18 protein-coding genes are annotated in these 26,806 nt (G+C 45.6%); 8 read left to right on the top strand and 10 right to left on the bottom strand.

Going from position 1 to position 26,806, the window contains the following annotated elements; translation table 11 throughout:
* The 8 genes from ABDW16_RS16250 to ABDW16_RS16215 form a co-directional block, all read right to left on the bottom strand.
* Nucleotides 1-1,654, bottom strand: a 1,654-nt coding sequence (locus ABDW16_RS16250) for a cellulase family glycosylhydrolase (protein WP_343671095.1), incomplete at its 3' end; no start/stop codon positions are given.
* 231 nt (nt 1,655-1,885) lie between these two features.
* Nucleotides 1,886-2,473 (bottom strand): RNA polymerase sigma-70 factor, encoded by a 588-nt coding sequence (locus ABDW16_RS16245; protein WP_343671094.1) that lies wholly within the window; start codon nt 2,471-2,473, stop codon nt 1,886-1,888.
* A 135-nt stretch (nt 2,474-2,608) separates the two neighbouring features.
* A complete protein-coding gene (locus ABDW16_RS16240; protein ID WP_343671092.1) occupies nt 2,609-3,721 on the bottom strand; it encodes a TlpA disulfide reductase family protein in 1,113 nt (370 codons plus the stop codon).
* An 18-nt stretch (nt 3,722-3,739) separates the two neighbouring features.
* On the bottom strand, nt 3,740-5,158 hold the full coding sequence (locus ABDW16_RS16235; protein ID WP_343671090.1) for a PKD-like family lipoprotein: 1,419 nt from the start codon (nt 5,156-5,158) through the stop codon (nt 3,740-3,742).
* Between the two features lies 1 nt (nt 5,159).
* Nucleotides 5,160-5,972: a DUF4843 domain-containing protein gene (locus tag ABDW16_RS16230; protein ID WP_343671088.1), complete on the bottom strand. Its 813-nt coding sequence runs from the start codon at nt 5,970-5,972 to the stop codon at nt 5,160-5,162.
* Between the two features lie 13 nt (nt 5,973-5,985).
* Nucleotides 5,986-7,434 carry a RagB/SusD family nutrient uptake outer membrane protein gene (locus tag ABDW16_RS16225; protein ID WP_343671086.1) on the bottom strand — a complete coding sequence of 483 codons (1,449 nt, stop codon included), beginning with the start codon at nt 7,432-7,434 and terminating at the stop codon, nt 5,986-5,988.
* A gap of 5 nt (nt 7,435-7,439) precedes the next feature.
* On the bottom strand, nt 7,440-10,787 hold the full coding sequence (locus tag ABDW16_RS16220) for a SusC/RagA family TonB-linked outer membrane protein (RefSeq protein ID WP_343671085.1): 3,348 nt from the start codon (nt 10,785-10,787) through the stop codon (nt 7,440-7,442).
* Between the two features lie 195 nt (nt 10,788-10,982).
* On the bottom strand, nt 10,983-12,041 hold the full coding sequence (locus ABDW16_RS16215) for a FecR domain-containing protein (protein ID WP_343671083.1): 1,059 nt from the start codon (nt 12,039-12,041) through the stop codon (nt 10,983-10,985).
* A gap of 146 nt (nt 12,042-12,187) precedes the next feature.
* Here ABDW16_RS16215 and ABDW16_RS16210 point away from each other — a divergent pair, with 146 nt between their 5' ends.
* Nucleotides 12,188-12,892, top strand: a complete 705-nt coding sequence (locus ABDW16_RS16210; RefSeq protein ID WP_343671081.1) for a DUF4198 domain-containing protein — start codon at nt 12,188-12,190, stop codon at nt 12,890-12,892.
* 32 nt (nt 12,893-12,924) lie between these two features.
* Here the strand turns inward: ABDW16_RS16210 and ABDW16_RS16205 are convergent, their stop codons facing one another.
* Nucleotides 12,925-13,797: a hypothetical protein gene (locus tag ABDW16_RS16205; RefSeq protein ID WP_343671080.1), complete on the bottom strand. Its 873-nt coding sequence runs from the start codon at nt 13,795-13,797 to the stop codon at nt 12,925-12,927.
* A gap of 143 nt (nt 13,798-13,940) precedes the next feature.
* On the opposite strand from ABDW16_RS16205, the gene ABDW16_RS16200 reads away from it, so the two are divergent.
* Complete coding sequence (locus ABDW16_RS16200) at nt 13,941-15,023, top strand: DUF695 domain-containing protein (RefSeq protein ID WP_343671079.1); 1,083 nt, start codon at nt 13,941-13,943, stop codon at nt 15,021-15,023.
* Nucleotides 15,024-15,078: 55 nt separating this feature from the next.
* Here the strand turns inward: ABDW16_RS16200 and ABDW16_RS16195 are convergent, their stop codons facing one another.
* Nucleotides 15,079-17,571 (bottom strand): glycoside hydrolase family 2 TIM barrel-domain containing protein, encoded by a 2,493-nt coding sequence (locus tag ABDW16_RS16195; RefSeq protein ID WP_343671077.1) that lies wholly within the window; start codon nt 17,569-17,571, stop codon nt 15,079-15,081.
* A gap of 198 nt (nt 17,572-17,769) precedes the next feature.
* Between ABDW16_RS16195 and ABDW16_RS16190 the strand changes: the two genes are divergently transcribed.
* The 6 genes from ABDW16_RS16190 to ABDW16_RS16165 all read left to right on the top strand — a co-directional run bounded on the left by ABDW16_RS16190 (nt 17,770) and on the right by ABDW16_RS16165 (nt 26,801).
* Complete coding sequence (locus tag ABDW16_RS16190) at nt 17,770-19,944, top strand: glycoside hydrolase family 38 C-terminal domain-containing protein (protein WP_343671076.1); 2,175 nt, start codon at nt 17,770-17,772, stop codon at nt 19,942-19,944.
* Nucleotides 19,941-22,184, top strand: a complete 2,244-nt coding sequence (locus ABDW16_RS16185; RefSeq protein ID WP_343671074.1) for a GH92 family glycosyl hydrolase — start codon at nt 19,941-19,943, stop codon at nt 22,182-22,184. Before ABDW16_RS16190 ends, ABDW16_RS16185 begins: the two co-directional genes overlap by 4 nt.
* Nucleotides 22,185-22,195: 11 nt before the next feature.
* Nucleotides 22,196-23,584 (top strand): SGNH/GDSL hydrolase family protein, encoded by a 1,389-nt coding sequence (locus tag ABDW16_RS16180; RefSeq protein ID WP_343671072.1) that lies wholly within the window; start codon nt 22,196-22,198, stop codon nt 23,582-23,584.
* Nucleotides 23,585-23,592: 8 nt separating this feature from the next.
* Nucleotides 23,593-24,405: an alpha/beta hydrolase family protein gene (locus tag ABDW16_RS16175; protein ID WP_343671071.1), complete on the top strand. Its 813-nt coding sequence runs from the start codon at nt 23,593-23,595 to the stop codon at nt 24,403-24,405.
* Nucleotides 24,406-24,577: 172 nt separating this feature from the next.
* A complete protein-coding gene (locus tag ABDW16_RS16170) occupies nt 24,578-26,359 on the top strand; it encodes a RagB/SusD family nutrient uptake outer membrane protein (protein ID WP_343671069.1) in 1,782 nt (593 codons plus the stop codon).
* 19 nt (nt 26,360-26,378) lie between these two features.
* The gene (locus ABDW16_RS16165; RefSeq protein WP_343671067.1) at nt 26,379-26,801 is read left to right on the top strand and encodes a DUF5004 domain-containing protein; all 423 of its coding nucleotides are present in this window, start codon (nt 26,379-26,381) and stop codon (nt 26,799-26,801) included.
* The last annotated feature ends 5 nt before the right edge of the window (nt 26,802-26,806 follow it).

The following is a 26,806-nucleotide window of genomic DNA, read 5'->3' as shown; positions in this document are numbered from 1 at the left end:
TGACAGTAGTCCAGTTGGTATTATCTGCAGATACCTGTACGAGATAATCTTTGGCATAAGCAGCTTCCCAGGTTAGTTTTACTTCGGCAATGTTATAGCTGTTGCCCAGATCTACAGTGATCCATTGTGGATCGGCATAAAGCGTAGAAGACCAGCGGGTGGCGGCATTACCATCTACGGCGTATTTACCTTCCAGACCACCTGTTTCTACTGAAGAGGTAGTAACGGTTTTATTCAGTGCGAGGTTGGAGGTATTAGCGAGCGTGCCGTATACTTCCAGTTCATATATTGAATAGCCATAGGCAGAACCGCGTGCAGTACCATAGATGCGTACATACCTACCGGTAGCAGATAAGCCGGTGTGATCGTTCGCCAAGCTGGTATTGCCTGAAACTGTTTTGACAGTAGTCCAGTTGGTATTATCTGCAGATACCTGAACGAGGTAGTCTTTGGCATAGGCGGCTTCCCAGGTTAGTTTTACTTCGGAAATGTTATAGCTGTTGCCCAAATCTACAGTGATCCATTGTGGATCGGCATAAAGCGTAGAAGACCAGCGGGTGGCGGCATTGCCATCTACAGCATTGGCACCAGCGAGAGAAGTGGTTGAGCTTTCAGTAGAAGATACAGTAACAGTTTTTCCCAGGGCGATATTCGTACCGCTGTTAGCGGAGCCAAAATCATCGGCAGTCCGCATGTTATTGCGAATAAAAACACCTGCTTCTTTCAATTGGCTGGTGGTCCAGGTATTGCCGGAGCAGGTACCGCTGTTCCATACGGCGCCGCTGTATGGGTTATCACTGAAGTTCCAGTTGGTCCAGCTGATCTTTTTATTTTTGCACAGATCCAGGTATCGCTGGCTCATGGTGAGATCATTGGCGCCATCGCCGGAAGCTTCCTGTGTACCGAATTCGGTCACGAAGATAGGCAGGCGGTCAGATGCCCAGTCCAGGTGATTGATGTAATAATCCTGGTGGCTTTTTGCATAGAAGTGGAAGCTGTACATCACGTTGGCATAGCTGAGGGGATTGTCCAGTATCTCCTGGGAAGTGCTGCCTTCGGAGAGGCCGAGTGAAGACCAGCCCCGGGTGCCTACGCAAATGACAGCGTCATTGTCGATTCCCCTGATGAGTGGAATGATCTGATCAGCGTAGTTCTTAATTGTGGCCCAGGTAACACCGTTTGGTTCATTGCATATTTCGTACAAAACATTGTTGTAGTTTTTGTAGGTGTTGGCAATGTCGGTGAAGAATGTTTTTGCCCTGTCGGTATTGTAATTGGGATCACCGGGAGTCAGGATGTGGAAGTCGATGAGGGCGTAAAGGCCACGGGCGGTGACTTTGTCTACATAGGTTTTAACGAGGGAGGTGTAGTAGGAGGGATTGGTTTCGTAACCACCTTCCTGTACGTACATGGCAATGCGTACAATGTCTGCACCCCAGTCGTTTTTGAGTGTATCCAGGGAGGCATCGGTGATGCAGCCGGCGTACCATTGGATACCGTGGGTGCTCATACCCCTGAGTTGAATAGGGTAGCCGTTCTGATTACAGAGTTTGGTGCCGACTACTTTCAACTGGCCATTGAGGGATACGGGTGTTTGTGCGTAGGTGAAAGCTGCGAGGAGCAGGTTAATCAATAAGACAACTGTTCTTTTCATTGTGTTTATTTAGGTTATTTTGATGGACATAGGATACCCGGTTTTTAATGATATGGGAAGAAAAAACGGGTACAGTTTTCATGTGGATTTTAAGTGATAGGGAAAGAAAAAGCCACATTAGTTTATCGGGTCAAATATAGAATAATTTTGATAGGGAGAGAGAGGGAGGAGGATAAAGTATGTAAGTGGGTGATTATGAGTGTATGGAATTTGATAGGTCTACTATTGATTCTAAAAAAATATTGGTATCACCTTAAAGAAATTATCTACCCTTCCCTTTAATTGCTTCACCGCTTTATACACCTGCTGTTTCACTGTTTTATCAGAAATATTCAGCAACTCTCCAATAGACTTATGTGACAACTGCTGATCACGACTCATCAAAAAGATCTCCCTCATTTTCGGCGGCATGGCCCCAATTTCTTTTTCTATCACTGCTGCCAGCTCTTTTTCTCGCAGCAGTTCATCGGCGTTATAACCGCCTGTTTCCATATAATTACGAATGCTATCCAGGTATTTGTCTACAACCTTCTGGTGGGTGAGGTGATTTAATATACGATTACGAACACTGGTGTATAAGTATGCGGAAAGTGACTTCGCCCCTGCTACATCGGCTCTCTTCGTCCACAGTACCAGGAACACCTCCTGTATCACATCCTCCGCTTCTGCCCGGTCTTCGAGCATATTATAGGCATGCCTGAACAATATTTCACTATACCGCGCATAAATGACGGTATAGCTCGCCTGGCTTCCTGCCGCAAGCAGCTGCAGCAGTTGCTGATCTGGTAGTAATTCGAGTGCAATGTCAGGTTTTGCCAAGTATATAGTGTTAAATGTAACTATGCCGAAGAAAAGTATAAAAAATAAACAAAAAATAAAAGAGCCCGTATCTTAAAAGTAAGATACAGGCTCTTTTTATCCGGGGGCCTGACGAAAACAGGCGATTCTGAGCAATTAATGTATATATTCTGCCAGTTTAGTGGCCAGTTCCGGGCCTCTCAGGTTTTGAGCGACAATCTTGCCTTCAGGATTAACCAGATAATTCTGTGGCACTGCCCGTATACCATATAATACCGCCACCTGGTTCTGCCAGCCTTTCAGATCAGAAACATGCACCCATGGCAGCCCATCTGTCTCGATCGCTTTGATCCAGGCATTCCTGGTTTGCCTGTCATCCAGCGATACTGCCAGTACTTCCAGCCCTTTGTCTTTGTATACACCATAAGCTTTTTTCAGGTTGGGATTTTCTTCCCTGCACGGATGGCACCAGCTGGCCCAGAAATCCACCAGTACATATTTCCCCCTGAAGTCGGAGAGCTTAATGGGCTTGCCGTTTACATCCGGTTGTTCAAAGTCGGGCGCAGCAAGGCCTACCTTGATTGTATGGGCTGCTGTTATTCTTGACTGCATCTCCTTGCCGGGAGTAGTGGTACGTACCCGCTCACTCAATCCCTTATACATAGCCTCTACTTCGCTCATAGGCGCTTTGTTCGCCACATCCGTCAATGCAACGATAGAGAAGTAAGAATCAGGATGCGCGCTTATGAATTTTCTCTCTTTTTCATGCATGGCTGCAAATTTGCTATCGTATTTTTTCCGGATAGCGGGAATGGCTGCTGTATCTGTTGCCGCACTCATTTCCTGGTTGGCAGAATCGATAATATTCATAAACCCGCCACCTATCTGCGACAGGAAAGCTGCATATGCTTTGTGGGTAGGAGAGCCGGTCACGGTTGCTTTTTTAAGAGAATCCGTAATTGCTACTTTGTAAGTTTCATTCGCCAGGTAGAAATAGAAACGGTCTCCAACATTTACCACCCAATACCTACCTTTGTTTTCATGGTCGAATACCATCCGGGCATAACAGAGTTCCTGCACGGTTCCAGTAAAGGAGAAATGTCCATTTTTTACCACGGTAGAATCTACCTGGTTCTTACCGTCTGACTGGTAATCCAGGTAAACTTTACAACCATTTTTAACAGCAGGTGTAGTGCCCTGGATACTGAAGTTCTTTTGTTGTGCTACGCCAATTACCGGCAGCAATAAAGTGAATATTAATTTATGCATAGTGAATAAGTTTATATGTTATGGACGCCATGCGATGTCTACCGGCTGTCCGGGAATACCTGTGATTGTTCTTGCCAGCACACCATATTTGCCGGTGCTGATATCCATATAATAGAGTGAGTTACCAGCCCCTGCAATAAGTGTATCCTGGTTGTCAGAGAGTTTGATCATACTAACCGTGTTCTCACCGAATGAAGTTTCCAGCGCACGCACTTCCTGGTTTAATGGATTATACCGGTACACCTTTTTTCCTGATGCGATATAAAGCACTCCATTGATGGCGGCCTGCCATTTGGTATCTTCATTGATCAGGCCTGGTTGTATGAAAGCGCGCTTGTGAACGGGTGTGAAAGTGTAAGGACTATTCGTAAAGCTGACGGTAAACTTTAATTCATATATAGTACCGTCGGCAGCGCGGCAATATGCAAAGCAATCGCCACTGTTGATCTGCTCCATATGTATGAGTGACAACCCTACATTCGTAGGGTCAAATGCTGCTGTACTAGTGGTTGTATACTGCGTACCATAATAGAATGGCGTACCACTGATGCGTACAAACTGCTGCTTATCCTTTTCAAAACCGATGTAGGAATAAGCCCCATTGATCAATGTAGAAATAAAGGAAGGTGCGAGGTTATAGGTGCCCGATGCATAGTCTCCAAACATTCCATAGGTAGTGGCCTGGTTCCAGGTAGTGGTATAACCAGCATAGAACTTGTCGTTGATAATGCCTGTCAGGAAACCCCTGTTGCCTTGCTGGATGGAGCCTACTATAATGCTATCCGGTGCAGAAAAGAAATTATTCACCAGTGTATTAGGATAGGTAGGATCGTCCTGCAGGCTGCTCACATTCAGTCGTACGCCGTCTTTTTTACAAATGATCCAGTAACCCAGTGCCATATTCCCCTGCATCTGGTCTTTCATATAATACAGGTGCAATGGGTTGGGGGGCAGACTATGCCCATTGACTGTTTCATAAATGTTAGGTTTTACCTGCCCCCCGGGTGTAATGAAAGATAACTTCGTCACCCCGTTTTCTACACTCAGCACTGTCGTACCTGCGGTGAATTCCGTCATCCCCTGAATCTGGAAAGAATAAAAATACCGGATACCGTTATTCTTGTCGTATACCGAGAGCCGGGCAGAGTATAAGTTGGCCTGCAGGCCAAAGAGCATACGCAGGGAAGAACCTGTGTAATACAGGTATCCTGTTTCCACCTCTGGTGCACTGATTCGCCATTCCAATACCAGTGAGTCACTGTTGCCAATCGTTACCTTTGGTGTGATGATCAGGCTATCGCCCACTACTGCCTCATAGATAGAATCCAGTCCGCTGACGGTGGGATTAAGCGGCATATTTATATCATAATTACCCTTGTCTTTATAGCACGCCGTCAGGAGCAGAAAACATATTATTGCTGTGAGATGATTTTTCATATTAATTTACCTCCTCTCCGTTTTCGTCAATGAAATAATATTTACCAGCTGCCGCATTTTTGCGCAGCAGTATCTTCCTCGCAGGATTTTCTGTGTTGTAGAAGTAGTAGTCGTTGCCACTGGCTTCCAGTACATATCCTTTTTTAGGATTATTAGCCACCCATTTAAACGGATCATTCAGCATCGTTGTGAGCAGGTTGACCAGGTAGAGATTGCGGGGAGCATCCAGTCCAGCGGTAGTAAGGGTGGTCACACCTGTTACGATCAGGAACAGCTGATGCTTGGTACGGGAATAATAGCTACCCAGCCACATGTTCCACCAGTTTGGTTTTTCGAGCATGGCAGAGAAGACGATCTTCGCTTTCAGCAGGTTACTGCCATCATCGGCGGTGGGAATGCCAATCCCAAGGTCGCTGGTTGCTTTCAGTTTTATCATTAATGAGACTGACTCATTTTCGAGGTCTGCCACATTGTAGATAATTACGGGAATAGATGCCCTGCCAGTATCTGCACGCAACGTATAACCTGGTTTCAATGGCTCATAATGCACACCTGCCTGTGCGGTAGAAGAGTCTGTTTCTACATAGGCGCTATATGTTCTGTCCTGGTTCTCCTGTATGCCTGCGAGTTGTACAGGTAGCCAGATGGTGTCTTGCGAGAGCGTAGGCGTATAGGCAAAAGTATATACAATGCTATCTTTATCCCCGCCGCTCAGGTCAAAATGGATATTGGCTGCATGGTCAAAATGTAGTTCTGCTGCTTTCTTACATGCCGGCAACAGTGCCATCAGTAGAATGATATATATCCTTTTCATGGTGTAGTCTTTTTTATCTTCCGCCATAAAGAATCTCATCGTTTGGAAGTGGTAATACAAATATTTTGTCTGAGGCAGGAATGTTGCCGCCGCTCTGGTTGGCAATGTCATGGTTCAATCTTTTGTACATGTAAAAGATCTGTCCTTCGGCATACCATTCTTTACGGGCATCTTTTAATAGCTCTGTGATCAGATCGCCGGTGATAGCACTGCCAATACCCCTGTGGGTGCGTACCGTATTGAGGTAGTCGGCATTGGAAGTACATTCTGCTGCGATGTAGTACATTTCGCTCAGGCGGATGGCAGGAGCCATCATGTAGTGCAGGTTCGCATCTGTGGCAGTATTGTCTGTGTTATGGTTGTACTTGGTAATGTTCAGTGTATTGGCCGTTGTACCACTGCTGGACACAAACCATTCTTTGTAGCGAAGATCATCTGCACCTGCACCGCCGGTTTCATAAATGGATTGCCCTGCATTTTCTGAGAGGTGAATACCGCTGGTACTGCTCAGGAAAAATGAATTCTTATAGGTAGTGGCCATTGATGGTATATACCAGCCAAATAGCAGTTCCTTGTATAGAATGTGGTCTTTCTTATCATCGTCTACAGCGAGGAAATCACTGTTGTTTGTCCAGGGAAATTTTTTGGAATTGATTACTTCGAGTGCGTTGGCGAGTGCATTGGTTTTATCATTCTTATAAAGGTATACCCTTGCCAGCGTACCACATACTGCATAATAGTTCAACCGGTGCCGGCGGTTTTGTAAAAATAGCTCCGGGTTGCTTTCTTCTGTATTCAGGGTGGTATCGGTTTCGGTAGGGTAGCCTACCACATAAGACTTGCTGAGGATCGGATCAATGGCCAGCAGTTCTTTTGCTTTGGTCAGATCACTGATGGCAGAGTCCAGCACCGCACCTACTGTAGACATCTTCGTGATGTCTTTTGAATATTTCGTAACATAAGGAATGCCGGTGGCAGAAAGAGTGACAGGTGCAAACATGCGTAGCAGATCAAAGTGCAGGTAGGCTCTGAGTGCCAGTGCTTCGCCTTTGATCAGTGCATAGTTATTGCCAGTAAAGATCTTTTGTTTACCGTCAATATTGGAGAGAAGCAGGTTGCAATTGGCAATGGCATTGTATAATCCCAGCCAGATATTATTTTTCCTGCTGATGAAGTCTGCGTCGGTATAAATGTAATTGCTGGTCTTCAGGTAATAATACGCATCATTATCAGTGAGGGTATAGTTTTGCGCCAGTACTTCAGGCGTGCCTACAGTCAGTTCTTTGCCATAGAGCGACTCCTGTGAGCATTTGGTATACACCCCGATCAGTGCTTCCCTGAAACCGTCTTGTGTTGAAAATAAAACCTCGTCAGAGATCTCACTTTCAGGCTGTATGTCCAGCCATTTTTTACAGGAAGTTAATATAACGGCCAGTATCAATGTTGTTATTAGTAATCGCATGATAATCAGAATTGGGCTTGTAATGAAAAGGTGATGCTGCGCGCAAAGGGATAGTCTATCCCTCTTTCCTGCTCTACTGATGACCAGCGCAATATGTCATTGGCCGTCATTCCCAGCCGGACCATTCTTTTTATTACCCGCAGGTCATAAGAGCAGTAGATGCTTTGCAGAGACAGTACATTGTTTGGTTGAATGAAGCGGGAGGATACCTGTGTTGTTCCCCAGTCTGAAATGTTTTTATAAAAAGTTTTGTCCCCCGGTTTCTTCCATTTTTCTGCAAATACCCGGCTGTCTACATTATAGCGGGGATTGGCATTTTCCACCCTGTCTACCAGTGTCTGGTTGTACATGTCTCCACCAAACTCTGTCTGGAAGTTCAGGCTCATCATGAATTTCTTATAATGAAAAGTACCGCCGAATGAACCTTGGGCAAAAGGTGTTGCATCGCCTACTACCCTTACATCACGGGCGTCCCACTGATAGGTGAGCGTGCCATCCTGTTTCACAAAAATCTCCTTTCCATTTTCCGGGTCAATGCCCAGTGAGCGTACAGCATAGATAGCATCGTATGATTGTCCTTCTTTGTAACGGAGGAGTGGTACGCCTTTATAATTGCCGTTATTCGCCTGTTCCTGGTTCACTTTATCGTTATATGCTTCCAGTGAGTTGGAAATGCGAACGATCTTATTGGTATTGTGTACAAGGTTCGCGTAGATGTTTACACTCCAGTTCCTGTTTTGTACCACCACAGCCCGCATACTGATTTCAATCCCTTTGTTCTCCATATCTCCCAGGTTTTCCTTGTAGGAGCTAAAGCCTGTAGAAGGTGCAATGCTGATATCTGCCAGCAGGTCTTTCGTGAGCTTGTAGTACACGCGGGGAGAAAGGAAGATCCTGTCATTGAATAAGCCCAGGTCAAAGCCGAAGTCTGTGCTGCGTGTTTTTTGCCACCCCAGGTTTTTATTGCCGTAATTGTCAACGATGGCACCTATGCCGGAGGAGTACCAGTTATCCTGGTCATAGGTATAGGTAGTGCGGGAGAGGTAAGGGCTAAATTGGACAGAACCTGTAAGACCTGTAGTGAAACGCAGTCTTAACTGGCTGATAACGGGATTGCTGAACCAGGGTTCTTTATGCAGGTTCCATCCTGCACCCAGGGACCAGAAGGGCGCCAGCCTGTTATCCGTACCAAACTTGGAAGAACCGTCTGTACGCAGGGTGGCATCCATCAGGTACCTGTCTTTGTAAGAATAGTTCGTGCTGATAAAGTCTCCGAACAACCTTGACCTTTCTATACTACTGCTGGGGTGAGCGCCTTCAGCATACCCTTTGGCAAAGCCCACGCTGGTAAAGCGGTCATTGGGAAAGCCAATGGCAGTAAAAGAAGAATAGTCGGCCAGTTCTGTTCTGATATTCGCACCCGCCACAAGGTTGATGCTATGGTAATTTAACTGCCTCACATAGTTCAAACGAATGTTTCCGTCCCAGTAAGTTTCTTTCGTTTTACTACTGGCATAGGAACCTTTCTGATCTGTCTCTGATGCAGCGTAGAAGTAGAATTCATTAGCGAGTGGAGAAAGAAAATTATCGCCGTTGGTTTGCCTGCTGGTAAGGCTCATCTGCCCACGTACCCGCAGCCCTTTCGCTATTTCAAATTCAGCCGCAAAGTTGTCAATGATTTCGCTGTAACTGGTATTATTAAAGCTACTGAGAATGGAGTTGTACAACGGATTCAGGACATGATCATATTGATAGGCGCCGCCTGTACCATTCTTATCGCTCCATGTTTCCAGTTCCCGTAGCATATTCCCGTTATCATCTGTAATTCGGTAGTAAGGGTTGGTTTTTACATAATCTGAAAAACTACCATAGGGCGATTCCTTTGCCTTTACCTGTGTGATGGTCAGCTCGTTCTGGAATTTGATCCGGTTGCTGAGGTTATAGCTGAAATTCATGCCACCTGAATATTGGTCGCGGGAAGAGCCTTTCATCACACCGGGTCTGGTCTGATAGCGGAGGTCGATGCCGTACCTGAAATTCTCCGCTCCACCCTGCAGGTATACGCCGTGTTTCTGCCCGACAGCGGTGCGCAGTGGTTGTGACAACCAGTAAGTATTCACGCCGCCGGTTACATTTTTTAATTTCTCATAGTAGAGTATGTCCAGGTTATCCTGTGGCACGTTTTGCTTACCGGCGTCGTACACGCCTGCCTGCTGTTCGTATTGAAGTTTCTGTGAAGCGTTCAGTACATGGTAGTCTGTGAGATCGGGACCATTGATATTGGTTTCGTGATTGTAGGTAACCTGTAGTTTTCCATTGGCGGGTATTTTGGTCGTGATGACCAGTACCCCGTTTGCCGCGCGGGAACCATAGATGGCAGTAGCTGCAGCATCTTTGAGCAGGGTTACGGTGGCAATGCGGTTCATATCCAGGTCAAATACTTTTTCAAGACTTACTTCATATCCATCCAGGATGAAAGCCGGCAGGTTCACAGAGCTGGTGATATTATCCCTTCTGAGTATACCATCACTACCGGTGGGCAGGGCAGAGGATCCTCTTACATTGATCACCGGCAGACTATTCGGATTGGAACCATTGAAGTTGTTGTTGAGGATTTTAAAGGACGGATCTACCATCTGCATACCCTGCAACAGGTTTTGCGGACTCAGTTCTTTCAGCTTTTCACCGCTTACGACAACGGCAGTACCAGTGTAGTTGTCGCGGTGTATTTCCTGGTAGCCGTTTACCACTACTTCGTTCAGACCAATTTTGGAGTCTTCAAGAATGACATTGAGTTTGCCGTTTTTAGCCTGTTCGGCTCTGTATACGGCAGACTGGTACCCGATAAAACTAAAGGTGATGGGAGCAATTTCGTCTCCAACCCTGATTTTAAATTCCCCGTTATTATTGGTCTGAAATACTTCATTTAGTACCCGGATGCTTACACGGGGCAGTGGTTCGTTGAGCCGGTTCCGTACCATACCGATGATTTCCCTGATTGTATCCTGAACATTGGGGGGCGTGGTGAACCTGATTACGACCGTTTTGTCTACGATATGCCAGTTGAGCGGCAGGCCTTTCAACAGTTGTCCCAGGGCTGTTTCCAGGCTTACGTTTTTGAGATCTATATCTACTTTCCCGAGTTTGCGGATGTCCTTGTTGTTGTAAAAAAAAGTATAGCCTGTTTTGTGGCTGAGTTGATCAAAAGCCTGATCGAGTGAAATGTTTTTGGCAGAGATAGTGACCTGTGCATGGGCCTGAATACTCACAAAAATGAGTAGCAGGAGTACTGAAACGCTGGTACACAGCGATTTCCGGCTAATAAAGATTTTAGCCCCAAGATTAAAATGCATACTTTTGGTTGATTTTAATAAAAGCATAGCCAGTCGCTATCCGGCCCTTCGACATGCGGGATAGCAAGGCATTGTTTTCCGCTGGTAAGTGTTGCTGCACTTACCAGCTTTTCCTTCGTTGTGGTACGCGAGAAATCAGATAAATAAATTATTTATCACGGCGGGTGAAATTCGATTTTCATGTAGTTAATTAAGTTAGTATACGATTAATTGCCGGCCATTCATTTTAAAGTTGACTCCTGATAGTTGTAAGATCTCCAAAACCTTTTCAAGCGGTTTATCCCGCGGTATTTGACCATTAAATTCATCTCCTTTTCGTTCTGACTGATAAATCACTTCTATATTGTACCAGCGTTGCAGCTGGTTCATGACGGTTTGTAAACTGGCATCTTTGAAGTAAAACAAGCCGTTTTTCCAGGCAGTTACTACTTTTATGTCTGATGGTACCACCTGAATACCATCGGGGGAGAAATGGGCCTCAAAACCCGGTTTTAGCAGTGTTTCATTTACTTTGACAGCACCAGTTACCAGGGCAGTCTGGATAGTGCTTTCATCAGCATAGGCCATGATATTAAATTCAGTTCCTAATACCTGTACTGCCTGTCCGCGGCTTTTTACAATAAAAGGTTGTGTGCCTTTGGAAACAGCGAAATAGGCTTCGCCATCCAGTTCCACCTGCCTGGTATCGCCTTCGAAATGGTCGGGATAGGTTAGTTTAGTGGCGGAATTGAGCCATACCTGGGTACCATCAGGTAGGGTGACCTGGTATTGTCCTCCTTTTGGGGTGATCAGTTGCATGTACTGTAACCCCATATTGGCTGTTGTAACCTCATTTCCATCTTTATACAGCACCTGTTTCCCTTTGACCACAATGCCGGGTTGCTGGCTGTTCAGCACGATTTGCTGACCGGAGGCCAGTTTTAGCACGGCATGATTGCCACCGGGGCGGATGGAGTCAGTTTTGTGCACCAAAACATGTTTATGTTTAACCCTGCTCCCCGTATGGAAAAAATAAAATACTGCCAATAATAGTACGGCGGCGGCAGCAGCGAGCCTGGGCCAGACACTGATCTTCCTGGGCAGGGGGAGCCGGTTGCTGATACGATCCAGGCTTTCCTGCACATCGTCAATGGCGGCCGACCTTTTGATTGCTTCCATATTATACCAGGACTCCAGCATCGCATTTTCCTCGTCAGATGTAGTCCCCGCCTGATATTTCTCAAGTAATTCTATTAGTTTTTGATTTTCCTTCATCGATGGTGGTATATGCTAAAGACAGGAAAGGGGGTAAAAGGTCATATAGATTTTTAAAAAAAAATTACGTTTTGCGTAAATAAAATTTCGGATTGGCGTAATTCATCCATTTTGATTCCCCCATTTTTGCGGCAAATTCAACCTAGATGAAGAAACTTACCCTCAGTATCGCGCTGTTATTGTGCGCATTTTTTGCGTCCGCCCATGCAGTTTGGATTGAAACCGCTCTAAAAGGCACAAAGAACAAGGCCCAGGACATTCGTGTTTTCCTGGGAGAATATGCCGCTAATGAAAGGGACTCAGTCAGCAACTGGTTTAGCAATATGAAGGATGTCAGATTGTTTGTGACCACACCTGCCGGTGCGCATGAGGAGGTTTCCCTCAAAGCAGACGGCAGAAGCCTGGCCGGTCAGTTCACACCTGCTACAGAAGGTACTTATACCTTATCTATCAGTCATACAGTCGAAACAATATACGGAGAAGCGAAGATTGAATACTATGCAACCGCTACCGTAGTTGTAGGTAAAGAGAGTACTTCTCAGCTAGCCGGCAGTACATTCCTGTCTGTAGTACCTGGTACGGAGGAACCTAAAGGCTTCGGCACCCTGCCCCTGACCATATATAAAAACAAAGTAGCCCTGGCAGATGCAAAGGTAGAAGTGATTTCTCCTGATGGCTGGGTAAAGGAACTGAAGAGCGGGAAGAATGGTGTGGCTGACTTTACGCCTGTACAGGCGGGGCAACACCTGTTAGAAGTATCTTACAGTGAGAAGGCTGTAGGTACGCACCATGACCAGCCTTATAAATCAATTGTGCATATAGTGACGCACAATGTGAGTGTAAAAAAATAGATAAAAAGGCCCGGAAAAACTCCGGGCCTTTTTTATAAAAGCTTAGTTAAAATAGCCTCGTAATACTTTTCCACGGCATTCTCTCCATAGGAAAGATACAGGTATGGCTCAATCAGTTCCAGTTCCATCAGCACAAAATGACCATTGACCATTAAGCCATCTACACGGGCATATAGGCAGTTCTTTGCGTACCGTTCTACATAAGTCGCGGCATGGGCTATTTCCTCATGGGAAGGATAGAGGGTTTCAATAGATCCCCCATAGATCTGTTGTACCCTGAAATCGCCTGCTTTGGGCTTTTTCAGAATGGTATGACTGTACTGACCGTTGAAGAAGGTATACGACCATTCCCCGTTTTGTACTTCATGCATTAACGGTTGTACAATGTAGGCACCATCAGCCAGCAAGGTTACCACCTCGTCATAACCGGCAGCAGCTTCGTTTTTGCGCACTACAATGGTATTTTTGGAACCACCGCTTACACAGGGTTTGATAATAATGGCAGCTGTTTTTAATTCCTCAAATAAAGGTAAGAGATCACCTTTCCAACCCTGTTCTAAAAATGCGGAAGGGATCACATCAAAACCATCAGCAATGATCTCTTTCAGATAATGCTTATCCAGGTTCCAGCGAACGGTTTTATAGTCATTCAGGAGGCAGATATTCAGTGATTCAATTTTATCCAGCCATGTTTTGAACGCATCTATTTTCTGGTGGTAATCCCAGGGTGTTTTTAATAAAGCTACATCATACCTGGTCCAGTCTACAGCAGGGTCATCCCATATGGCGGGTTCAATATCCAGCCCCTTATTTTGTAGGAAAGGTAATACGTCGTTGTACTCGTTAAACCCATTGGCTGCGGAATACCTGATATCCCCGGCATAGGTAATGTATGCAATTTTCATCTTTGTACCAGTTAGTGTGATGCATTCCCGTTTAAATGTTATAATGCGCAGCAAAGCTAAGAATTTTATCTGTTTGGATGCCGGTGTAGTTAGATTGGGGACAAAACATTAACTTTCCTCTTCATTAAAAGATTCGTGACCCCATGGGACTATTTGATTTTTTAAAACAACCCAGTCCGAATGCCGATTTCTGGAATTGGTTCAAAAAGCACGAAAGGGACTTTTTTAGGGTACTGCAGGAAAAAGGAGACATTCAGGGACAGTTTATTAACCCGCTTGCTGCACGGTTGGCAAAAGTCAGGGAAGGCTATTTTTTCCTGGCAGGTATAAATAAAGGGACGGCCGAACTGATTTTTACAGCAGATGGTAAGATTAAAAATATTCCATTTGTAGAAGACCTGGTCGCAGCAGCACCAGCTATTACCGGGTGGATGTTTATCGCCTCCAAGCCGGCTTCCCTTACCGAAACCCAGTCTATTGGAATGGGCGGTTTCCGCTTTGACTACAATACGCTGTTTTTTTATGCCAATGAAGACCCTGCTTATCCTGACAAGATAAGCATTACTGTTGTGCACGAGCAGTATACACCGGAGGCAAGGGAGCAAATGTTTATGGGGGTATATATCTTCCTGGATAATTACCTGGGAGAACTTAAGTCCGTCACTGTCATTGATGCGGTGGAAATAGGAGGGAAGGAAGACACGGATAAGGAGCTCATACCTATTCATAAACTGAAGGCTTATATCGACTGGCGGGAAAAGGAATTTGTAGAGAAATACGACGGGGTCAGTTATGATAAAGCCAAAGATAATTATTCCCTTCTATCTGGTGAGGATAATGACGGTGTACCGATGTTGCTGGTGATCAATACAGGCGCCATGCAATATGCGCATCCTGCTTCCTATCCGTGGATCCTGGAATTTATTATGAAATATAATGGGAGTGACGGTTTGCCGGATAATGAGACCCTCACTTTTATGGATGAAGTTGAGGAGGAAGTGAGAGCATTATTGCCGGATACTGATTTCCTGGACATAGGCCGTGAAACATCTGGGAATTGCCGGAGTATTTACTTCGTCAGCCGCGAATTCCGCAGGCTGGCAAGGGCTGCTGATACCATCAGTAATAAATATGCAAAGAAGATAGAGATAGAATGGGATGTGTACAAGGATAAGTACTGGCAATCCCTGGATGCATTCAGACTTGAAAACTGGAATGTAGAATAAATACCTATGCGAAATTTATTAAAAAAGCCACACCGTATGAGATGTGGCTTTTTGTTTAATTGTAAGGAGTAGCTACTAATTGTCCATCCACATCTGTTTTTATTTCTCTTTCTTCCCCCTGCATTAAGGAGAAGTACGAATCGCTGATGATAGCTGGCAGGATCTGGTTGCCTTTACTGTCTTGCAATTGAAGGCGGATACCTACAGCAGGTATATTTGAGTTGTTTTTAACTGTATAAGCGTTTTTCCCTTTTTTAGTAATTAAAAGCTTTGCTGCCGGTAGCTTATTTAATAAGGTATAATCACCCACCATGTATTCATTCGCAGATAATAGCTTTCCATGGTCATATAATTTCAGTCGCAGGAAAGATAAACCTGTAGTATCTTCCATAGTAGTGAATACATCACTGATATTTGTAGGTGCTACTTTTACATTCGCTTTTTTAACAGCGATCTGTTTGCCATCGGCATTATAGATGCTGGCTTCCACTGTTACATCCTGCAAAGGATAGTTTTTATTATTGATCACCTTCACCATTTTACTGGCCGGATTCCATTGCACATGGATTGGCTCACAAGCTGATTTAGCACCAAAATACGCGCCTGTCAGGTCGTAATAATAGTCGTATGTCTGCCAGATCATGGTTGGGTAGGCTGACTGACTCATCCAGATGAGCATACCGGATGCATCATTCCACATATGGTCATTCCAGCCTTCGAACATGGCTTTCATGGTTTCGAGGTTCAGCAGCTGTGCTTTTTTACAGAAGTCTTCCAGGGACTGAGACTGTCCATAGTGGTGATTGATATCATTGATATACTTTACCGGATCGGCACCGCCACCGAGACCGAAATCTGTGCAGAAGAAATGCCTTGCCCACATATTATCCTTACTGTTCACCGCTTCGGGCGTAGGGGCTACCCAAAATTCCTTTGGCATAAACTTTTTGAAGCTTTCGGCATTGACGAAGGTCGCTGTACCCAATTCACTGCGCATCCCCCAGCTGTTGGCAGAGAAAAGATAACCATTGTGTGGATCCGTGAAATAAACTTTAGGATCTACATTCGCCCATATGCCGCTACCGGAAAGTACCTTGCTGCTTCCATGAATGGAGAAGTTGGGATTGTCTACACTTGCATTGGAACGGGGCAGGTAAAGTTTATCATCCGCATCGTAATGTTTGATGGCAGTAGTAATAGCATTGCTGATATCCCCATGTGCATTACTACCGGGTGTGCCTTCGTTTGCACCACACCAGATGACGATGCTGGGATGGTTCCTGAGTTTTTTGAGTTTTTCAACCACGTTGTCAGAGAACATTTGCAGACTATCAATCCCGCCTATGTTATTCAACCAGAAGTCATCCCATACCATGATGCCGTATTTGTCGCAGTAATCATAGAAGGCAATGTCGGTAACTTCGCCGGTCCAGTTACGGATCATGTTGAAGTGCATATCCTGGTGCATACGGATGCGTGGTTCATAGTCTTTGCCCCTCACCTTAAGCATATAGTCAGACATGCCCCAGTTGCCACCTTTAACAAGAATAGGTACATTATTGATGTAGAGGCGCATAGGGCCATTTAGGGCTGTGGTATCGCTGGTCACTTTCCGGATGCCGAAGTGTTGTGTCACAGGTGTGGCTGTTTCGAAAGAGAGTTTGCAGGAATAGAGGAACTGATCGCCATAGCCATTGGGCCACCACAGGTGAGGATGTTGTAACAGTTGCTGTGGCAGCGAAATTTCCTGGTTCGTACCGGGGGCTAAAGTCACCTGGTTTGAACTGATAGTGATGTTCCCGGGTGTAATGACGGCTTTCAGTTTGCCGCTGATGGCAACAGGGGCGGAGTTCGTCAACTGTGCAGCAATGTGTAAGGTAGCCGAATTGGTATCTGGCATCACGGCACGCACCCATGGATCGGAAATACTAACCGGACCGGTGACTGTGAGTGCCACCGTATCGGTGATACCACTGTTCAGACCGGGTACTGCCGGCATCCAGTCCCAGCTGCCGCTACAGATGTAGGTAGGACTTTCCCAGTTGGCCAAAGGATGATCATGGTCCGGATCCCACCGGGGAGGTGTGATCAGCACACCGATGGCGTTTTTGCTTTTTAATAAACCGGTGACATCATAAATACCTCTTTGCATGTGACCATGCAAGGAGCCGAGCAATTTTCCATTGAGGTAAATGGTTGCATACTTATTAATACCATTAAATTTTAGCCATACGCGCTGGTTGTTTTTGAGGCGGGGTGCGGCAAACTCAGTCCTGTACCAGAAAGGACGGTTATATTTTGCCTTATCCACCTTGTAAATGTTTTCTGCATAATCGGGATCCGATTCTTTTCCGGCTTTTACATAGGCATAGAATACGGTGCCGGGAACGATGCCGGGCACCCAGTTGCTGTCATTGAATCCTGCTGTGGCAATGTCCGCGGCAGCAGCCTTTGTTTCGGCTTGCGGACTGATTTTCCATTGAAGTTGCTGACCATAGAGTATAGTACCAGTAACATGGAATAATAGCAACAATGCAATTGATTTCATAAGTGGTAAAATGTTTCCGCAAAGATTATAGATTGTTCCTGAGAATAAAAAATATTTGCTAAACCGGTTTAGGTGATTTTTTCAAACATATAGTAAATAGCTATATAAGTATTATGATAAAAATAATATGTTAATGTTATTGCAGGATAAATTCTTTTATTCTTTATTTGCTAAATCAGTTTAGCGAATTTCACGTTTATGAAAAGTACCTTATTCCTGCTACTGGCCTGGGTTATATGTGGAACTGCCTCGGCGCAGGACGCCTGGTATATAGATGGATACCATGGTGGTGTATGGGGGCATTATCCCGACTGGAATACCCGGTTTATGGCAGATCAGCTGGCAGCGCATCCCGACTGGAATATTAATATAGAAATTGAACCGGAAACCTGGGCACGGGCTATCCAGGTCGATTCCCTGGCATTTAATGACTTCAGAAAGTTCTTCGACGCGGGGCGGATTGAATATGTCAATCCTACTTATGCGCAGCCATACTTATACAATGTTTCCGGCGAAAGCATTATCAGGCAGTTTCAGTATGGTATGCAATTAGTTAAAAAGTATTTTCCGAATGCTGAATTTACTACCTATTCATCTGAAGAGCCTTGTTTTACCAGCGCATTGCCACAGATCCTTACTTCATTTGGTTTTAAATATGCATCGCTGAAGAATCCGAATACCTGTTTTGGTGGTTATACCCGTGCATATGGCGGGGAAAAAGTATACTGGACAGGGCCGGATGGCAGTGTGATCCTCACTTCTCCCCGTTACGCGGTGGAAGCGCTTTCTGATAAATCTACCTGGCAAACGATTGCCTGGAATAATAGTCCGGGTTATTTGCATAGTGCACACAACGATGGAATACTGCATCCAATTGGTATGACCTTGCAGGATGCGGGTTGGAAAGGTGGCCCTTTTATGGGTAATAATGCAAACTATACCACCTGGCGCAATTACTTTGAACATGTGGTCAATAAAGACAGTGCCACCAAATGGCAGGTGTCACAGGAAGATATACTCGTTAACCTCGTATGGGGTTCGCAGGTGACACAACGAATTGCACAACAGGTGCGGGCGGCGGAAAATAAAATTCTGCAGACGGAAAAACTGGTCGCCATGGCGGTGTGGGAAGGAAAAATGCAATGGCCACAGGCGGCATTTGATAACGCGTGGCGAACTTTATTACTGGCAGAACATCATGATTGCTGGATCGTTCCTTACAATGGACAATCTGGCGATACCTGGGCGGATAAGGTACGTAACTGGACAGCACAAACACATCATATATGTGATAGCCTGGTGGATGTAGCGTATACCAAACACGATCAGGCACACATTACCCACATCAAAAATGGTTATCAATTAGAGAATGACATGTACCGTATCGCTATAGATACTGTACACGGTGGTGTGATCACTGGTTTGTACGCAAAAAAAATACATAGGGAATTTGCGATGAGTGGTTTCAATGAATTACGTGGTAATTTCTATGAAAAAGGCGGCCGTCATTCTTCTATGGAGTCTCCTGTTAATGTAACCAAATTACCTGATGGTCTTGAAATGAAAGGCCTGATTGCAGGTACCCCTTTTACACAAACCATCCATTTAACTGATAAGATTGATTTTGTTTTAAATATTGACTGGAAAGAAAATACCGGAATTGGCCAACCGCTGAAAGGCGAATATAAATGGGAAATACCGCAAAAGCCTTTCTACAATGATAGCAGTAAATTGCTGGCACTCTTTCCCAATACTATAAAAAACGGACGTGTGTCAAAAGATGCGCCGTTTGATGTAACAGAAAGCCAACTGGACAATACCTTCTTTAATAGTTGGGATAGTATCAGGAACAACATCATTCTGAACTGGGTAGACATTTCCGATGGTAAATATGGACTGGCATTATTCACAGATCATACAACCAGTTACACGCATGGCCGCAACTTTCCTTTGGGATTGAATATGCAATATTCAGGAATGGGCCTCTGGGGCAGGAACTATACCATAGATGGTGCTACGACCATTCATTATGCTATTGTACCACATAAAGGCAACTGGGAGCAGGGCAACATCCCCGCTGCAAACATGCAATGGAATGAGCCGCTCATCAGTCAAAATTCAATTTTTACGCTGGAAGGCGCTCCCGTGCAGGTGACATCAATGACCTGGAAAGATGGCCATCTGATCGTGAGATTGTACAATCCTTCTACCAAAACCTGTCATGCCCGGCTGTCTTTCAAAAAGGAAATAGGAGGAGCCACATTGGTAGAATTAAATGGAAACGAAAAAACGAAAGCAATTATGAACAATAAGCAGGTAATAGTAGATTTACCTCGTTTTGCTATTCGTACACTTTCAATAAATCCACAATGATGAAGCTGAGGCATGCACTCATACTCTCTTTAATTGCCGGCAGGGCCCTGGCGCAATCTCCTGCTGACTATGTCAATCCATTTATCGGGGCCAGTACCAGCGTAGGTGCGGCAGGTATTTACCATGGGCTGGGCAAAACCTTCCCCGGAGCTACTACACCTTATGGCATGGTGCAGGTCAGTCCTAATACTATTACCGGGGGAGATAATGGTTCCGGATATAGTTATGAACATACAAGCATCGAAGGCTTTGCCTTTACACAGATGAGTGGGATCGGCTGGAATGGAGACCTGGGTAATTTCCTCGTAATGCCCACTTTGGGGCCATTAAAGACCAGCAAAGACGGTTACCGGTCAGAGTATATCAAATCAACTGAAAAGGCCGCTGCCGGGTTTTATTCCGTTGAACTGGCCAATCATATTCAGGCAGAAATGACAGCCGCCTCACATAGTGGTATGCTCCGTTTTACTTTTCCTACCAGTCATCAATCCCGGATTCAGATCGATCTGGCCCGCAGGGTAGGAGGTACGAGTACCAAACAATATATTAAAGTCTTAAACGACAGTACCATCACCGGTTGGATGCAATGCCCGCCTGAAGGTGGTGGCTGGGGAGATGGTGAGGGCCATGCTGATTATACTGTGTACTTCTATGCGGTATTCAGCAAGCCACTGCGCAACTATGGCGTATGGAGTGCCGACATTCCTGATAGCTGGACCCGAAAAATGGAAGACGTGACCAGCGACCGTTATTTACAACAGGTTGCCAAAGCTGCCATTCTTCCAAAGATCAAAGAAAAAGAAGGTAAACACCTCGGCTTCTATACCGAATTTGATACCAAAGCCGGCGAGCAGGTGCTCATGAAGGCAGGTATCTCTTTCGTAAGCATGGAAGGTGCTGCTAATAACCTTCGTCATGAGATCACCAACTGGAGTTTTGATGGGGTGAAAAAACGTGCTTATGCCAGCTGGGACAAAGCGCTTGCTAAAATAAAAATCTCCGGTGGCACGACCGAAGAAAAGAAAGTATTCTACACCGCCCTCTATCATACCATGATTGATCCCCGCATCGTAGCCGATGTAGATGGTAAATATATCGGTGGTGATGGCAAGGTACACACCGGCAGCACTTTTCACAAACGTTCTATTTTCAGTGGCTGGGATGTATTCCGTAGCCAGATGCCGCTGCAAACGATCATCAACCCTTCATTGATCAATGACCTGATCAATTCTCTCGTCACCCTGGCAAAGGAGAAAAACAAAGACTACCTGGAACGCTGGGAACTGCTGAATGCTTATTCCGGTTGTATGCTCGGCAATCCTGCGGTGTCAGTGATTACAGATGCCTATGCAAAAGGTATTCGTAAATACAATGTTAAAGATGCCTACCAGTTATCTGTCAATTCTCAGAAACGTTTTGGCAATAGCCAGCTGGGGTATACCCCCGGTGATCTGAGCATTTCCTATACTTTGGAGTATGCGTATACCGATTGGTGTGTAGGCCAGTTAGCAAAATGGCAGGGTGAAACCTATCCTGCTGATGGCGGTGCTTACAAAAACATCTTTGACAAAGAAAAAGGATGGTTCAGACCAAAAGACAAAGACGGTAACTGGTTGCCCTGGCCGGAAGAAGGCAGGTTAAAACAATGGTATGGCAGTATCGAAGCTAACCCTTACCAGCAGGGATGGTTTGTGCCACAGGATGTAGATGGCATGGTCGCACTCATGGGGGGCAGGGACAAAGTAGTAAAGGACCTTGAATACTTCTTTGAGAAAACGCCTGAAAACATGATGTGGAATGACTATTACAATCACGCCAACGAACCGGTGCACCATGTACCTTTCCTCTTTAACAGGCTCAATAAGCCCTGGCTCACACAGAAATGGACCCGGGCCATTTGCCGCCGGGCTTACCACGATGGTGTAGAAGGCCTGGTTGGTAATGAAGACGTAGGTCAGATGTCTGCCTGGTATGTACTGGCAGCTATTGGCATTCACCCGGTATGCCCCGGCGATACCCGACAGGAGATCACCAGCCCCGTATTTGACAAGGCTGTCATTGGCAACTTCACCATCAAAGCCACTAACAATTCACCAGAAAATATCTATATACAGAGCGCCCGTCTGAATGGTAAGCCTTTCAATCAATGTTATATCGACTACAAGGATATTGTAAAAGGCGGCGTACTGGAACTTGTAATGGGCCCATCTCCGAATGAGCAATGGGGTATCACTAAATAACTAAATTTCACATGCGAAAGAAATTACTGATTCTGTTCATGGCCGCCGGCGCGATGACGGCGAAAGCACAACAACAAGCTGCACCTTTTCAAAAAGGAGACCGTGTTGTCTTCGTTGGCAATAGTATCACAGATGGTGGGCATTATCATTCCTATATCTGGCTGTATTACATGACGCATTTCCCTGACAGACGCATTACCTGTGTGAATGCAGGGATTGGCGGGGATGTGGCACAGCAGATCTACGAACGTTTTGACGATGATATATTATCGAAGAAACCCACTGTGCTCACCCTGACCTGGGGCATGAACGATTCAGGATATTTCGAATGGTACCGTGCAGATGGCAAGGATACTATGCAGAAAAGGATAGCCAATTCTTACAAGTACTATGGTAAGATCGAAGAGAAACTGAAACAAAGAGCTGATATCAGAAAGATCTTCATCGGTGGTTCTCCTTATGACTACACTGCTAAGTTCAATGATAAAAACCGATTTCCTAATAAAACCGAGGCCCTTACTGAAATAGTGGCTTTCCAGGAACAGGCAGCACGGAAGAATGGCTGGGCTTTTGTTGATTTTTACCATCCGATGATGGCAATCAATCAACGTGAGCAACAAAAGGATTCTACTTTTAGCCTGACGCCCAGTGACCGTATTCACCCTGACAACGACGGGCATATGGTCATGGCTTACCTGTTCCTGAAAGCACAGGGCCTGGACAACAAACCTGTAGCTGTTATTCATGTAGATGCAGGCACCAGGCAGGTAAAGCAGCAAACCAATTGCCAGATCAGTGGCGTAGCTGCCACTGCTGATGGTATTAGTTTTGGTTACCTGGCACAGTCACTGCCTTATCCCCTGGACACTATTCCACGTGGCTGGGGCCAGTTACACAAACAAGCTGATGCCCTGAAAGTAGTGCCTTTCAACAAAGATTTCAACCAGGAGATACTACAGGTAAGCGGTCTGAAAGCAGGCAAATACAACCTGCTCATGGATGGTGAGAAAGTAGGCACTTATGATGCCGGTGAACTCAGTGCAGGTATCAACCTCGCAGAAAACACCCGTACCCCTGAATACCAGCAGGCCATCCAGATTCGTGAAATGAACGAAGAACGCTGGGACATTGAGAGAAGAACAAGAATGTATGCCTGGATGAACTATGACTTCCTGAAAGGAAAAGGTCTGCTGTACAAAGATAACAATGCTGCGATGGATTCCGTGAATGCCTTTGCTGCGAGCAACATCTTTGTGGCTGGCAACAGGGACAACTATACCCGCTCCCGTTACAAAGCATTGCGCGAAGTATGGCAGCAGGAGCAGGATGTGCTGATCAATAAAATTTATGAAATCAATAAACCTCAGTTGCACAAAGTAGCCATTGTTGCAGCCAGATAACCCGATTTATGAGATATATCTTATCGTTACTTTTTGTACTGAGTACGGTTCGCCTGCTGGCAGCCAGCGTAGATACCGTCAAGACTTATAGTTCGTCTATGCAAAAGGAAATTAAGGCGGTGGTGATTACACCGGCTGATTATACCAGCAGCCGCCATTTTCCTGTATTGTATTTGTTGCATGGCTATAGCGGCAACTATGGCGATTGGATTAAAAAGGATCCGGCATTGACCACACTGACAGACCTGTATCATATGATCATTGTATGCCCGGATGGGGACTTTGGTAGCTGGTATTTTGATAGTGAAGCAAAGAAGAATTCCAGGTACGAAACTTATGTAGGAACAGAGCTGGTCAACTGGATGGATCAACACTATTCCACCATTCCCAATAGAACAGGCCGGGCTATTACCGGCCTGAGTATGGGCGGACACGGTGCATTGTTCCTGGCTTTTCGCCATCCCGGTACTTTTGGTGCGGCGGGCAGTATGAGTGGGGGAGTGGACCTGCGCCCCTTTCCACTTAACTGGGACCTGGAGAAGGTGTTGGGAAAGTATAGTGAGTTCCCGGAGCGATGGGAGAAAAACAGTGTAATCAATATGGTACACCTGTTGATTCCAAACCTGCTGGAGCTGACGATCGATTGTGGTGCGGATGATTTTTTCCATAACTGTAACGAAAGGCTGCATGAAAAGCTGCTGGAAAGGAATATTCCACATGATTATACAGTAAGGCCGGGTGGCCATACATGGGAGTATTGGTCGAATTCAATCCAGTATCAGGCATTGTTCTTTCACAATTATTTCAGTAGAAAATACTAACTTTAATTTGCTAAATCGGTTTAACAATTGTATTTTAGTGTTCTGACGAACAATCAACCAGAACAGAGCTAAGAACAAGGGGGAAAGATTTCACGTTTTTATTAAGCTAAATCGGTTTGACTACTTAACTATACCACGTTAATATTCTGATACAAATAAATCACGTCCATTTATGATAAAACGCTGTATTCCCGTTTTTATACTAATGGCATCCGCTCTCATCTATTCCTCCTGCCGCAAGGAGGGATTCCTGGCAGCAACCACTACCACGAACCTGGATGAAAAAAGTGTATTTGGCGATAGTTCCAGAACAGTGGGATTCCTTGCCAACATTTACTCTAATGTAGGTTTGAGCGCAAGCCTTAGCCGCTTTTCCTACAACTTCATCGTATGTGGTGGGTTAGAAGCTGCCTGTGACGAAGCTGAGCCTTCACACGCATTCTCCACACCTGCTACCCAGTTTGCCACCGGCACTGTGAATGCAGGTATCATTGGTGAAGAGCCGTACAAAACCTGCTATTCACAAATCCGCGCTGTCAATGTGCTGTTAAAGAATATAGACAATGCCCCTTTAAGGCAGGCCTATAAAACACAGATGATTGCGGAAGCCCGCTTCCTGCGTGCCTGGTTTTATGCTATTCTCGTGCAGCACTATGCGGGCGTACCGTTAGTTGGCGATACGTTACTATCCTATGATAAACCTATTCAGGCTACAAGAAGCACCTATGAAGAATGTATCAACTACATCCTCTCCGAATTAGATGCTGCCGGCGCTATCTTGCCCGTTACACAAACGGGCCTCAACTATGGCCGTGCCTCCAAAGGCGCCTGCCTGGCCCTCAAAGCAAGGGTACTCCTCTATGCCGCCAGTCCATTATTCAATGGTACTACCTTACCTGCTGATGCCGGCCCCGGTGGTGGTGTGAGTGTAGATCCGGCACTGGTAGGCTATCCTACTGCTGATAACAATCGCTGGAAACTGGCAGAAGATGCTGCGCAGGCCGTGATTACCCTGGGCACCTATACACTCAATACAAAGAATGATTACCAGACCAGCACTCCCGGATACGGCTTCCAGGGCCTGTTTCCACAGCGTGTAAATACAGAATACATCTTTGAACTCATGCGCCCTACGGGCAACAGTGACTTCGAAAATATGTTCCTGCCCCCATCCCGTGGTAGCAATGGCACGGGTTCTTTCCCTTACCAGGGATTGGTAGATGCCTTCCCCATGAAGAATGGCAAACTCATTACCGATCCTACTTCTGGTTATGATCCGAATGATCCGTATAAGAACCGTGATCCCAGGCTGGATTACAGTATCATCCACGATCAGACAGTATTGCTCGTGCGTACCAGCAATGGTCAGATCAACGGCTCCGCACCTGTGAATATTTATGTAGGTAATTATAACGGTGTATCTACTGGTCAGGATGCTGTTCACCAGGGTACTCTCACGGGCTATTACAATAATAAAATGCTGGATCCTGAGGCGATTGCAGCGACTATCAATCATGGTTCCGACAGGGTACAACCTTTGATGCGCTATGCAGAGATCCTGCTCAACTATGCAGAAGCAGCCAATGAATACGAAGGGCCTACCGGCAATGTCTACGCTGCTGTTGAAGCAATTCGCCAACGTGCAGGACTGGACCCCTACCAGCTACCTGCCGGCCTTTCCCAGTCTGAAATGAGAACCTATATTCAAAATGAACGACGCATAGAACTGGCATATGAAGGTCACCGTTTCTGGGATGTGAGGAGATGGAAGATTGCGCCGCAAACAGAAAATATTCAATCACAGGGCATGGAAGTGAACCGCTTTAACGGAACCGTAGGTTACAGCTTTTTCAATGTAACCAAGCACAACTTCCGTGCAGCCATGTACCTGTGGCCATTCCCATTATCTGAAACAGGTAAATCCCCGGAACTGGTACAAAATCCCGGGTATTAATCTTTAATCATTGCATGTTATGAATCGCTATATTATTCAAACACTCCTTTGCCTGCTGCTTTTCTCCTGCAAGATAGAAGAGGTTTCTCCGGTTGGCGAAGCACCGAAAAATATTGCCGGTAGCTGGAAGATCCTGAAGGCGACGAGGAACGGAACTGATATTACCAACGCGTTTGACTTCACACAATTCAGGGTGAAGTTTGATTCCATGGGCAGCTATACCATCGTGAACAGGGTGCCTTTTCTCGTGAGTACTGATGGCACCTATGCACTGGATGATCCTGCCTATCCATTCAAGATCACCTTCACGCCGCAGGGGGGATCTGCTGTGGCTACCTCTTTCAATTACATCACTACGGCAGGCGTGCGGCAACTGAACCTCACCTTTGTGCCCGGCTGTAACCTGAATGCATATATCTATACACTGGAAAAAGATAACTGATAATT

Source organism: Chitinophaga sp., from assembly GCF_039596135.1.
GTDB lineage: Bacteria > Bacteroidota > Bacteroidia > Chitinophagales > Chitinophagaceae > Chitinophaga.
The sequence above is the reverse complement of the archived record's forward strand: the minus strand, read 5'-3'. Positions and strand labels throughout refer to the sequence as shown.

Bases quoted from the DNA above. Each gene is read 5' to 3' on its own strand.
- ABDW16_RS16240 (WP_343671092.1), bottom strand. From the start codon at position 3,721: ATGCATAAATTAATATTCACTTTATTGCTGCCGGTAATTGGCGTAGCA.
- ABDW16_RS16235 (WP_343671090.1), bottom strand. From the start codon at position 5,158: ATGAAAAATCATCTCACAGCAATAATATGTTTTCTGCTCCTGACGGCG.
- ABDW16_RS16230 (WP_343671088.1), bottom strand. From the start codon at position 5,972: ATGAAAAGGATATATATCATTCTACTGATGGCACTGTTGCCGGCATGT.
- ABDW16_RS16225 (WP_343671086.1), bottom strand. From the start codon at position 7,434: ATGCGATTACTAATAACAACATTGATACTGGCCGTTATATTAACTTCC.
- ABDW16_RS16220 (WP_343671085.1), bottom strand. From the start codon at position 10,787: ATGCATTTTAATCTTGGGGCTAAAATCTTTATTAGCCGGAAATCGCTG.
- ABDW16_RS16215 (WP_343671083.1), bottom strand. From the start codon at position 12,041: ATGAAGGAAAATCAAAAACTAATAGAATTACTTGAGAAATATCAGGCG.
- ABDW16_RS16210 (WP_343671081.1), top strand. From the start codon at position 12,188: ATGAAGAAACTTACCCTCAGTATCGCGCTGTTATTGTGCGCATTTTTT.
- ABDW16_RS16205 (WP_343671080.1), bottom strand. From the start codon at position 13,797: ATGAAAATTGCATACATTACCTATGCCGGGGATATCAGGTATTCCGCA.
- ABDW16_RS16200 (WP_343671079.1), top strand. From the start codon at position 13,941: ATGGGACTATTTGATTTTTTAAAACAACCCAGTCCGAATGCCGATTTC.
- ABDW16_RS16195 (WP_343671077.1), bottom strand. From the start codon at position 17,571: ATGAAATCAATTGCATTGTTGCTATTATTCCATGTTACTGGTACTATA.
- ABDW16_RS16190 (WP_343671076.1), top strand. From the start codon at position 17,770: ATGAAAAGTACCTTATTCCTGCTACTGGCCTGGGTTATATGTGGAACT.
- ABDW16_RS16185 (WP_343671074.1), top strand. From the start codon at position 19,941: ATGATGAAGCTGAGGCATGCACTCATACTCTCTTTAATTGCCGGCAGG.
- ABDW16_RS16180 (WP_343671072.1), top strand. From the start codon at position 22,196: ATGCGAAAGAAATTACTGATTCTGTTCATGGCCGCCGGCGCGATGACG.
- ABDW16_RS16175 (WP_343671071.1), top strand. From the start codon at position 23,593: ATGAGATATATCTTATCGTTACTTTTTGTACTGAGTACGGTTCGCCTG.
- ABDW16_RS16170 (WP_343671069.1), top strand. From the start codon at position 24,578: ATGATAAAACGCTGTATTCCCGTTTTTATACTAATGGCATCCGCTCTC.
- ABDW16_RS16165 (WP_343671067.1), top strand. From the start codon at position 26,379: ATGAATCGCTATATTATTCAAACACTCCTTTGCCTGCTGCTTTTCTCC.